Below are 12,446 nucleotides of genomic sequence, written 5' to 3'. Positions count from 1 at the left end.
AAAGCGAAGAAATTTACAGGTACTGCTTAAGACAGTTGAACACTTTCATTTGAGCCTATATTTAACAGCTACAAGGGGGGACGTATATGGATTTTGAAGCTATTAATGAGCGTATTTCAGAAATTATTAACAAACATACCGAGCTTGAGAAAAAGCTCTTCGTTGTTAATCAAAAAAACAACTATCTCTCTTCTTTGAATGAGGTCTTAGACGAACTTTCAGATATGGTTTCAGAAGTTTCTGAGAAGGTAGAAGACTGGCTTGATTACGTATCTGATTTAGCCGACAACATGGACGACTGGCTCGAGGAGTTCTACGACATGGTTGATCAATTTATAGATATGGCACAGAATTCAATAGACCAAATCGGTGAGTACGATGAAGATGATAATGAAGAGTACGATTTTGAAGAAACAGCTGAAAAAGTTGTAAGTGTATTTGAAACCTGGGAGAAACAGTTTTCTCAGTTGATGGAACTTGTAAAAACTGGAAACAATAAAGTTGTAGAGATGTTTTTGACCGTCAGTAAACTTCAAAATGAGGTTGATGTCCAATCGTTATCGAACATGAAACAGCTTGTTAGTCACTTAGTTGATTGGAAAAAACGTATAGAGTTGGCTGTAAGCGATTTTGAAAGGTGGAAGGACTTTGTTGAGAAGCAAGTTGAAGATTTTGAGGAGTTTCATGAAAATATCAAAGACGTATTTGAATGATGATGTGACTCATATATCGAGTATTAAGAAACTAAGGTACAAATATGTTGTTGAGTTTCTCAAAATGTCATGAATTTATCTGCACGATGAACATCTGAAAATTTTATCCAAAGAAAGAATAAGAAAAAAGAAGAAATGTGCAAATATTTCTGTTTAGATTTTAACATTAAGCTATATTCAGTCAAAACGGCAATTCACAAACTGCCCTTTTTTGTTATACTAAAATTAGCAAACGGAATATTAGAGTGATAATCAAACCAAATCTTAGACAGGAGGGGGTAAGAGTATGAAAGTGAAACCACTCGGTGAAAGGTTACTTATTAAGCCCATCATTGAAGAAAAAAAGACAGCAGGTGGAATTGTCCTTCCAGATGCTGCAAAAGAAAAACCCATGAAGGCTGAGATAGTTGAAGTTGGTAAGCTTCCAGAAGATTGCACACTGAAAGTTGGAGACAAGGTTATCTACAACAAGTACTCGGGAACAGAATTGAAGATAGACGATGAAGATTACATCATCATTGATGTAAACGATATTCTCGCAAAAATCGAAGAGTAAAGTAGAGAAATCAAGGAGGTGTGAGATATGGCAAAGTTGTTGAGATACAGTGAAGAAGCAAGAAGGTCGCTCGAAGCAGGTGTTGACGCAGTTGCAAACGCGGTGAAGATTACTCTTGGTCCAAAAGGTAGAAATGTTGTTATCGAAAAATCATGGGGAAGCCCAACGATTACGAATGACGGTGTGTCAATCGCAAAAGAAATCGAACTTGAAGACAAATTCGCAAACCTTGGTGCACAGCTTGTTAAAGAAGTTGCCAGCAAGACAAATGACGTAGCCGGTGACGGTACGACAACAGCAACAGTTCTTGCTCAAGCAATGATCAAAGAAGGACTCAAAATGGTCGCAGCAGGAGCAAACCCAATCCTTGTTAAGAGAGGAATCGATAAGGCTGTTGTAAAAGTTGTTGAAGAGATAAAGAAGATTTCCAAGAAACTTTCAAGCACAGATGATATCGCACATGTTGCATCCATCAGTGCAAACAGTGAAGAAATCGGTAAACTCATCGCTGAGGCAATGGAAAAAGTCGGTGAGGATGGAGTTATCACAGTCGAAGACAGCAAAACAATCGATACATACGTTGAGTTCACAGAAGGTATGCAATTCGACAGAGGTTACATTTCTCCATATTTCGTAACAGACCCAGAAAAGATGGAAGTTGTTTACAATGAGCCATTCATACTCATCACAGACAGGAAGCTTTCAAACGTCAAACCACTCATTCCAATCCTTGAAAAAGTTGCACAAACAGGCAGACCACTCGTAATCATCGCAGAAGATGTCGAAGGTGAAGTTCTTACAACACTCGTTCTTAACAAACTCAAAGGAACACTCAACACGGTTGCAGTCAAAGCTCCTGGATTCGGTGACAGAAGGAAAGCTATGCTCCAAGATATCGCAATCCTCACAGGTGGTATTGTTGCAAGCGAAGAAGTTGGAATCAACCTCGAAGACCTCACACTCCAGGATCTTGGAAGAGCAGACGTTGTGAGAGTTAAGAAAGACGAAACGATAATCGTCGGCGGTAAGGGTAAACCAGAAGAAATTAAAAAGAGAATAGCCCAGATTAAAGCTCAAATAGAACAGACAACAAGTGAATACGAAAAAGAAACATTGCAAGAAAGAATGGCGAAACTCGCAGGTGGAGTTGCAGTCATCAAAGTCGGTGCTGCAACAGAAACAGAACTCAAAGAAAAGAAACACAGAATCGAAGACGCACTCAGCGCAACGAGGGCAGCTGTTGAAGAAGGTATCGTTCCTGGCGGTGGAATCACGCTCTTGAGAGCAAGAAAAGTTGTTGAACCACTCTTGAAAGAACTCTCAGACGATGAAAAGCTCGGTGCACAGATAGTTTACAACGCACTCGAAGCACCAATCAGACAAATAGCTCTCAACGCAGGTTACGATGGTGCAATAATCATTCACAACGTGATGAGCAAGGATGAAGTAGCATATGGTTTCGATGCGCTCAAAGGTGAATACTGCAACATGTACGAACGTGGTATAATCGACCCAGCAAAAGTTACAAGAAGCGCACTCCAGAACGCTGCATCGATTGCAGGTATGCTCCTCACAACAGAAGTTCTCGTAGTTGAAAAACCAGAAGAAAAGAAGCCAGCAGCACCTGAAATGCCTGAATATTAATAAATGGAAAAACAATACAAAGGCGGTATCTTTTTAAAAGATACCGCCTTTTTTATATTGTGTGCTATAATAACTCTTGTCACGTTCTCCAACTTAGAAATATCTGGGCAGGTGTTCATGTTGCGCGTCAGACTCATAGCAGTTACCGACATACGGGGTATGATAGCGATAGATGAAAACGATAGAACGGAATGGGGAAGCCCTGAAGACAAAAAATTATTTAAAGAAATAACTACCTCTTCTGGCGTCGTAATAATGGGGCGAAGAACATTTGAAACCATCGGCAAAAAACTTCCTGGACGTCTGAATGTGGTGCTAAGTAGAGCTGGACAGTTTAAAAATGAAAAGCCGGATATCGTACTTTCAGGAGAACCAAGAGAGATTTTGAAAAGTCTTAAAGAAAGAGGATATCAAGACGTATGTGTTATAGGAGGTCAAGAAATTTTCACTCAATTTATCAACGCTGAAGTCGTCACTGATGTGTATATAACTATAGAACCGATTATCCTTCCAAGTGGTATTAATATATTCGACAAAATAGAGCGCATTTACAGTTTAAAGCTTGAAAAAGTTCAACTATTAAATGATATTGGTAGTATTCATATACATTATAAGATAAAGTGATTTGGAAGCGGAATATCAGGTTTGAAAAAATGAAATGTTCTGGTAAAATATACATCAGTGTGATTTTCTAATAGATTTGGAGGTGGGGAAATGGTTGCGAAGGACAAACGCACAGTAGCGTTGGTAGGTCATAACGGTTCCGGTAAGTCTATGTTAATGGTTGCTGCTTTAAACCTTGGTGGCATGGGTGTAACGAAAAAGGAAGTAGATTTCGACCCAATCGAAGCGCAGCGTGGTGCAAGTATAAACTCACATGTTGGTACGTTTAAATACGAAGGAAAACAGATTACGTTCATAGACACGCCTGGTTTCAGCGACTTTATCGGCGAAGTTATCAGTGCGATTTTTGTTTCAGAGAACGTTCTCAGTGTAGTTAACGCAACAGCCGGTGTTGAGATCCAAACGGAAAGGACATGGGCTCTTGCTACTCAGATGGAAAGACCGATAATGGTCTTTGTAAACCAGATGGACAAAGAAAGGGCAAGTTTTGAAAATTCAATTGCATCGTTAAAGGAAAGATTTGAAGCTAAGATAGTACCGATAGTATATCCTATTGGTCAAGAAGCAAGTTTCAAAGGTGTTGTCGATTTGATCTCTGGTAAAGCATACGTTTATGAAGGCGGAAAGGCAAAAGAAACAGACATACCAGCAGAAGTGAAAGACAAGGTTGAAGAGATAAAGATGTCAATCATGGAAGACATCGTTTCTCTTGACGATGCCTTGATGGAAAAATACTTTGCAGAAGAACCAATAACACCAGAGGAACTCTGGGTAGCACTCAGGAAAGGATTCGTCGAAAGACAGATAGTGCCTGTCCTTGCTGGCTCAGCTGAAAAGAACATTGGCGTCGATGTTCTCTTGAAAGTTATAAACAACATCGGTGCATCGCCACTGGAAGGTAAACCGTACAAGTCAACTCTTGAAAGTGGAGATGAAGTTGAGGTCATTCCATCAGAAACGGATCCATTCGTCGGATACACTTTCAAAGCAGTTGTTGATCCATTTGTTGGAAAACTGAGCTACATAAAGGTCATCTCTGGTAATCTCAAACCTGGAGACGCTTTCAACAACACATCACGCGGAACACAGGAAAAAGCAGGTCACCTCTACTTTGCAAAAGGTAAGGATACGTACGAAGTTGAAGAAGTATCCTGCGGTGACATCGTCGTTCTTCCAAAACTAAAAGAAAGTGCTGTAAAAGACACCGTAACGCACAAAGATAGAAAACTTACAATAATCTCGCCAGAATATCCGGAACCAATGATTTCAAAGAGCGTCAACCCGAAATCGAAATCAGATATTGACAAGATAAGCAACGGTCTCAGCAGACTTGCAGACTCAGACCCAACGTTCGGATGGGAATTCGATCCTGAGACATCCGAGACGGTTATCTCCGGTATAGGTGGAATGCACCTTGATGTCATGGTTGAAAGACTCAAGAACATATTTGGCGTTGACGTCGAAGTAGGTAAGCCAAAGATTGCTTACAGAGAAACGGTAATGTCAAAGGCAGTTTCTGAACACAAACACAAGAAACAAAGCGGTGGACACGGACAATATGGTCACGTTAAAATTGAAATAGAACCAGCTCAAAGAGGTACAGGGTTTGAATTTGTCGACAAGATAGTCGGTGGAGTTATCCCGAGGAACTTCATTCCGTCTGTTGAAAAAGGTATAAGGGAAGCAATGAAGAAAGGTGTTCTCGCAGCGTATCCTGTTGTTGATGTCAGAGTCACGCTCTTTGATGGTTCATACCACGAAGTTGACTCTTCCGATATTTCATTCCAAATCGCTGCAATTCAAGCATTTAAGAAAGGTATGCAACAGGCAAAACCGGTGCTCCTTGAACCAGTGATGTACGTTGAAGTATTCACACCAGACGAAAACGCAGGTGACGTAATGGGAGATATAAGTTCAAGAAGAGGTAGACCGATGGGTATGGAACCAGCCGGTAAAGGCATAACAGTTGTCAAGGCTGAAGTGCCACTCGCTGAAATGCTCGATTTCCAAGGCAGACTCTCATCTATCACAAGCGGTAGAGGCTACTTCACGATGAGATTTGAAAAGTACGATGTAGTTCCACCAAACATCCAAGAAAAGATAATTGCAGAGCGCAAGAAGTACCTCGAAGAACAAGCGGAAGAATAATAACCAAACAGCAATACAACGAGATAAGTCGGAGGGCAAAACCTCCGACTTTTTCTTTTTATGTAGGAATATTAAACACATTTGGAGAATACTTAAAATGGAGGTGGACCGATGAAAACAAGAAAAATAAAGTTTATAGCGATTGGAATTCTAATTGCGCTATCTGTTTTGGCATTGTTATTCTTGTACGGATACTCCAACTTCCTGACAAAACAAATCTATGGAGAAAAAGCTTCTCCATTTCAAGCGTGGCGTAATTACATGAGTTTGCTGTTTTCTAAGGTTCCTTTCGTGAAGAATTTTGTGCAATACGAACCGATAGAAGTGTTGACTGCGAGAGAGTACTTCGAAAAGAATTACCAAGCGTATTCGCAAGCACTTGAAGAAAAAATAAAAGAGCTTGAAACAAAAGAACAAGAGCTAAATAAGAAAGAAGAAGAAACGAAAAAGCTCTTTGAGGCTCTCAAATCTATTGAAGAAAGTTGGAAGGAACAGAGACTGAAAGAGGAGATGACAAAAGTTGCCGATACAACCTCACTAAAACGCTTAAACGATATAGTGGAAACTTTCCTAAATTCAGATGCCGTGCAGCTGCGCAGGTTAATGAACGCGGAAAACATGTCGATTGAAACACTGGCGCTGGTTTTTTCTAAATTACCGGCCGACACAAGAGCAGAGATGATTCAAGAACTCACCGCCGTGAATCCGCAGAAAGCAGCACAGGTGATTGAAAAAATAGGTGGAGTCGACCAGATTGTAAGCGATATAGAGATGAAGATTCAAGAGCTGGAATCGAAAATTTCAGAACTTGTAAACTTTGAAGCACAGCTGATAGATGTCAGCGGTTTCAACAAAGGGCTTGTCATGTATTTGAGCGAACTGAGCTACGATGAGATCTGGAATGTGATAAGCAAAGTTAGTTCAAAGCCACAATTGGTTTTGTACATACTATCAAAGGTAGATGCTCAAACAAGAGTAAGACTTCTAAAAGATATTAAGGATAAAGACGAAAAACTATTTATAGAAGTCTTGAACCTGGGGGTGAAGTTTTGATTGACCTCATAAATTTAACGAAGATTTTGGGAAGTTCAGAGAAAGTACAAAGCGTAATTGGAGAAATTAATAAAGGGCTCCAAAATGGAGAGCCCTTTGAAGTCGTTTTGCAACGCGTTACTAATGAGCTAATAAACAACCTGACACAAGATAGTAGTTCTGAAAGCGCAAATCTTAAAATTGAACAAAATATTAAACCTGATAATGCAAAAGTTGTTCAGCCCGGTAAAGTGTTAGATAGAACTCAAAATTCAAAAGAAATGAATGTTGATAGCCCAAATATATCAGAATTAGAAACGGACAAATCAACAGATCAAACCAATGTATTAACTTCAAAGAGTGAAAAGTCGAATTTGGTTAGAGAGATGTTACTGGCACCTCTAAGAGACAAGAGAATAAGTGATGCAGATAATAAAGGTGAGCCAGAAAAACAAATAATTGAACTTAAAAAACTACAAGCAGGTGATTCTGAAAACTCTTCAGATTCATTGGAAGCTCAAAAGATGAATGATAATACAGGCTCTCTCAATAATTCTGAAATCGTTGACAAAGATTTATCTAACACTGAGGAACTAAAATCCAAGTTGAAAGAATTCCTGACTGAAAAGTTCAAAGAAACTCTGCACGAGGAACAAACAATTACCGTTGCCAACGCACAGACTAAGAGTGTTACAGACGTCCCCACTATCCAGCAGGGGACTAAACGCTCCACGCAAAGCGAGAATATAAACGAATCGGAGGAACTCTTGTCCGGTACCCCTCAAAAAAATATTATCAGTAATGTCGAAAAAACTGCAAAAAATGTAGCGGAAAATCTTGAACCGACCATTGAGAGCGAGCTCAAGAAAACTATAACTGATAATTCAAAAGCTAATCTTCAAAACAAGGTAGTGAATACTTCGGTTGAACAGAGGACAAATAATACTTCAATGACTTCCCCAGCAAAAGAAGATGTCAAAGAAACAATAACCTCTAAAACTGTCATTTCACAAGATACAGATCAGAACAGGAGTAAATTAGTCGATAATAGCATTTCTGCTACCGGGAAGATTACACAGAACGAGCCGAAGAACGAATCTAAAGTAGAGCGCGGTTTTGTTGGGAATAATGATAAGACAAATGGAGAGGTTCAAAAAGGCACAGAAAAAAATGCGAGCGATTTGGCATCAAGTAGGTTGTCTAAAAACGTTGGTCAAGACAATTCTCTGAGCGGTGTTCAGTACGCGCACACGTCTCCGATAAGTAGTCAAACTAATCAAAATGGAAAGAATAACGGTGTAAGTAACGTTCACAATTATGGCAATGGTGAAACTAACATTCCGGATAGAGATCAAAAGATTTTCGAAACCAATTCCAGGTTAGAGGTTCATAGGAACAGTGGTGCACTAACTGTTGGGAACCCAGTACTAACGCAGATCGAAGAAATCACTACAAACTTGCAATTTGCTGAAGATGTTACTCTACTATTCAGCTCGAGTCATTTAAAAACACACGATGGAACGCAAAAAATAAGCGTGCAAGACGAGAAATCCATTAAGTCAATGATTAAATCGAACAATAAAGCCTTTGGTGAAACTGAAACTATCTCGTATTCTCCTTTAATGAGTCCTGAAATTGGAAACTTGGCGAAAGCAATTTCCACTAAGCTTATGGAATTCCAAAAGGAAGATAAGAAAGGAACGGATCACAGCATCATAAGTCAGCCCAATAATCAGAAATCGATAATTTTGTCGGCATTATCAATAAATCCGAAAAGTTCACAAGCGGATAGTGTTGGTTTTCCACTACTAAGTAGTGAAAAAACTGGATCAGTTGGAAATGAGGCTGAAGTAAATACCGTAGTTGCATTGGTAAATGGTGAACTCATCGTTAAAAAGAACTTGCCAAAAGATGTAGATTCACCCGTTCAAAAAAGCACAACAAAAGACGACACGAACACTGATGTGAAAAAACTGTCCGAAGTTGTAGCCACAATCACACTTATGAAAAGAAACGAATCGGACAAAGCAGTTGGTGACTCCACAGTTAGAGAACTGAGGGGCTCGAATATTGAAAACCAAGGAAATTTACAGAATTCAAATAACGAAAATATTACTGGAAAAAATGATAGTATCACAATTAGGAATAATATGCAGGAACCATCGAAAAATAAAATAGAGATAAAATCCTTCGAAGTTGAATACAAACTTAAAGAAGAGGAAAGACAGAGCAGGAATATTGAAAAGCCGAACGTTTCGAACAAATTTGTTGAACGACTTGCTGAGCTGACGTACAAGAATGGAGAAACGAGAATAGAGCAGACGTACCAAAGTACAAACAGATTCGAACTTGCAGAGCGCTTGCAGAATGCTCAGAACCTTGAAGAGATATACCAAAGGATAAGAGAATTCGGTTTGTCCACAAGATTAGAAGAGAACGTACGTATGAAACTGCATCCGGAGCATCTTGGAAACTTGGACGTTGAACTAAAAAAAGAAGGAAGGATTTTAAGCATAGTCTTTGTGGCTGAAAATGAAAAGAGTAAGGAGCTGCTTGAAAAGAACGCGAGCCATTTGAGAGACAGGCTTACATCGCTCGATTTCGAAGTGAGAAATGTTGAAATCAAGATGAAAGAAGAAGACAACAATTACGAGCAGGGAAGGTATCAGAGGAACCAGGGTGAAGATCAAAATAATCAAGAGGAAAATAGAAGGAAAAGTTACAAACAAGAGGTGAGTGCAGATGATGATGAACGTGAACGCAACGTCTAACCTCTTTTCAAGCGTGACTGAGCGCACGACGAAAAAGGACTTAGACAAAGAGGCATTCTTGAGGTTGTTGACAACTCAACTCAAAAATCAGGACCCACTCGAGCCAATGAAAGATAGGGACTTTATAGCTCAGATGTCCCAGCTCTCGTCGCTTGAACAGATAATGAACATGAGCAAATCCGTTCAAACGTTCGTAGACACAGCAGCGCAACTTTACAGAACGCAAGCAGTCTCCATGATTGGAAAGACTGCCGTTGTAAAGACGAACACGATAATGGTATCAAACGGCGTTCCTGAAACCAAAACGTTTACTTTGAACGAACCAGCGAACATCGTTGTGAGGATATACACCCAGGACGGGAAGCTCGTTAAAGAACAAAAACTAGGTAACGTAGAAGCAGGTATGCAACTTCTTGCTTGGGATGGAAAAGACGAGACAGGTGTCAAGGTAAAAGACGGAAAATACGTATTCAAAATCCTTAAATCAACTGGCAATGGGGATTTCGAAGAAATCCCGAGCGTTGAGAGCGGTGTTGTTTCAGGTGTGCAGTTTGACGGGAGCAACATCAATGTTGTCGTGAACAGCAAGATCTACGATATATCAGAAATATCAGAAATCTATGCTTAGGGGTGATAATATATGATGAGGTCACTTTACAGCGGTGTTTCTGGACTTCAGGGATTTCAACAGGAAATAGACGTTGTTAGCAACAACATTGCCAACGTGAACACGATAGGTTTTAAAGGTGCAAGGGTAACCTACGCGACGAACTTCTCTCAGATTCTCGATATGTCAAGAAGGGCGTCAGACAGCACTGGTGGTACGAACCCAAAGCAGATTGGTTACGGTATAAGGGTCGCATCGATAGACAAAATAATGAATCAAGGAAGTTTCCAGAACACAGGTAAGAAGACGGACCTTGCTATCCAAGGTGAAGGTTTCTTCATCCTTTCGAATGGTCAGAGATACTTCTACACAAGAGCTGGCAACTTTGATCTTGACTTAAACGGTACTATAGTCCAGCCGACGACTGGTTTGAAACTCCAAGGTTGGATAGCGGAAGTAGATCCGATGTCTGGCAGAAGGTTTGTTGATACAAACAAACCAATTGATAGCATCCAGATATCTTCTGGTTTGAGCATGCCAGCGAAACAAACATCTCGCATGTCACTTGCTGGAAACCTCGATGCGCGCGTCGGACCTGAAAAATTTGTGATTGCTATAAATGGTTATGGAGGCAGAACTATCAATACTAAGGTAACGTTTGAGAGGGACTTTGGAGGGCTTGAAGATACGTTTAGTGACTACCAGATTTACCAGGGTAAGATAGATGCTAATATAGACGATAAAATAGATGGAAAGATATACATGAAGTTTGACAAATTTGGCAATATTGTTAACGCCGGCGCTATAAAGCAGAAACTCACTGGTACGGCATCAAGTGGCGCCATCTCCCTAACAGATCCAATTCAACAGCAGGATGGAAATTACCTTTTCATAATCAGGGACAGCTCGGGAAAGATTGTTGATACGCTTTCGAGAAACGTTCTGAACGGTGCGGTAACTGAAGCAATCACATCTGAAAAACTCATCAACGGACAGACTTATACAGTTGAAATCGCAGCTTCAACGCAAGAGGTTGCCCCGATCGGTTTGGAATTCGATTCTTCCAACGTTGCATCAACAGTTAATGGCCAAATCACAAGAAATTATACAGTAAGGTACTACATAGAAAATTTAGATGGAACATCGACAGGCCTTTCAGCTGACATAAACTCTGCCGGTACTCAGAGCCTATCTGACGCATCTCTCGTTGCTGGAAGGCAGTACAGGATAAGGATTGAAATAAACGGAAAGACATTTGGGTCAGAAATAGTTACTGCGGTTCAAGATGGAGCTAATGGAAAAGTTTCCTTCGAATACACGCAGGGAAAATACGGTGTGGTAAGAGTGCTTAGAGACTCTGTTACGGGCGATTCGATAGGTACGTATAACGTACTGCTTACAAATGGGGATAACACAATATACGACTCAAACCTCGTGAACGGAAATTCATACATCGACGAAATTTACCAGCCATCGAAAGTTGATTTGGTGACAATCCCGGGATCTGGCGAGCCGAGGTTCTACGAAGCGGACAACCCGACGAACTTCTCTGTTGTATCGTTTAAATCACCCTTCTACACGACATCAACCCAGGTTTACGACTCTCTTGGAAATCCGTACACGCTATACATTGATTTTGTAAAACTTGCCTCCGTTTATGGTGAACATGAGAATGCCTGGGCATTTAGAATCAGAAGCGCTTCCGGTGAAAACATCAAATACCTATCTAATTATGATACGGCGACAGAAATAACAAATGGCAGCTTCGGGGTATTGAGATTCGACAAGACTGGAAGGTTGCTTGGCGTCAATTCGTTTGACCCGGCAACTGGAGAGATTTCGGAAGGCGAGAACATAGATGCAATTCTTTTCAACGCAGGTGAAAATGGTGATGGTATAGTTAAGATAAAGTTAGACCTAAACAGCATGACACAATTTGCCGCATTGGCAGATGCATTTGTAAAATCGCAAGATGGGAATGCGCAGGGTGTTCTTGAGTCGTTCTCCATATCAGAAAATGGCGACATCATAGGTTCATTCACAAACGGGCTTGTTGACGTGCTTGGAAAGGTAGCACTTGCTACATTCAACAACCCAGCTGGTTTACTTGAACTTGGCAACTCGCTGTACGGTGAAAGTGCAAACAGCGGAACGATGCGCATTGGACAACCAGGAAAAGGCGGATTTGGTTCGCTTGTCGCAGGTGCGCTTGAGATGTCTAACGTTGACCTTTCGGAAGAATTTACGAAATTGATTATTGCACAGAGAGGTTTCCAAGCGAACGCGAGAACGATAACAACAGCGGACCAAATACTCCAAGAAGTGGTGAACCTCAGAAGATAATAGTGTGA

Annotated in this window: 9 protein-coding genes; all 9 read left to right on the top strand. The window is 40.5% G+C overall.

Annotation, left to right across the window (positions count from 1 at the left end; genetic code table 11):
* The first annotated feature begins 86 nt into the window (after positions 1-86).
* The 9 genes from IB67_RS10580 (at position 87) to IB67_RS10540 (ending at position 12,438) form a co-directional block, all read left to right on the top strand.
* Positions 87-713, top strand: a complete 627-nt coding sequence (locus IB67_RS10580) for a hypothetical protein (protein ID WP_011994693.1) — start codon at positions 87-89, stop codon at positions 711-713.
* A gap of 286 nt (positions 714-999) precedes the next feature.
* Entirely contained in the window at positions 1,000-1,269 is a 270-nt protein-coding gene (gene groES, locus IB67_RS10575) for a co-chaperone GroES (protein ID WP_072757386.1), read from the top strand.
* Between the two features lie 27 nt (positions 1,270-1,296).
* Positions 1,297-2,913, top strand: a complete 1,617-nt coding sequence (gene groL, locus IB67_RS10570) for a chaperonin GroEL (protein WP_072757384.1) — start codon at positions 1,297-1,299, stop codon at positions 2,911-2,913.
* A gap of 120 nt (positions 2,914-3,033) precedes the next feature.
* A complete protein-coding gene (locus IB67_RS10565) occupies positions 3,034-3,537 on the top strand; it encodes a dihydrofolate reductase family protein (protein WP_072757382.1) in 504 nt (167 codons plus the stop codon).
* Between the two features lie 90 nt (positions 3,538-3,627).
* Positions 3,628-5,685, top strand: coding sequence for an elongation factor G (fusA, locus tag IB67_RS10560; RefSeq protein WP_072757380.1), 2,058 nt, complete (start codon positions 3,628-3,630; stop codon positions 5,683-5,685).
* Positions 5,686-5,796: 111 nt separating this feature from the next.
* Positions 5,797-6,738 (top strand): hypothetical protein, encoded by a 942-nt coding sequence (locus IB67_RS10555; protein ID WP_072757379.1) that lies wholly within the window; start codon positions 5,797-5,799, stop codon positions 6,736-6,738.
* Positions 6,735-9,488, top strand: coding sequence for a flagellar hook-length control protein FliK (locus tag IB67_RS10550; protein ID WP_498875317.1), 2,754 nt, complete (start codon positions 6,735-6,737; stop codon positions 9,486-9,488). The genes IB67_RS10555 and IB67_RS10550 overlap by 4 nt, the downstream gene beginning before the upstream one ends.
* Positions 9,460-10,116: a flagellar hook assembly protein FlgD gene (locus tag IB67_RS10545; RefSeq protein WP_084634286.1), complete on the top strand. Its 657-nt coding sequence runs from the start codon at positions 9,460-9,462 to the stop codon at positions 10,114-10,116. Before IB67_RS10550 ends, IB67_RS10545 begins: the two co-directional genes overlap by 29 nt.
* A gap of 12 nt (positions 10,117-10,128) precedes the next feature.
* Positions 10,129-12,438, top strand: a complete 2,310-nt coding sequence (locus IB67_RS10540) for a flagellar hook-basal body complex protein (RefSeq protein WP_072757375.1) — start codon at positions 10,129-10,131, stop codon at positions 12,436-12,438.
* Positions 12,439-12,446 lie beyond the last annotated feature (8 nt).

Source organism: Fervidobacterium riparium, from assembly GCF_025370035.1.
Classification (GTDB): Bacteria; Thermotogota; Thermotogae; order Thermotogales; family Fervidobacteriaceae; genus Fervidobacterium; species Fervidobacterium gondwanense.
The sequence above is the reverse complement of the archived record's forward strand: the minus strand, read 5'-3'. Positions and strand labels throughout refer to the sequence as shown.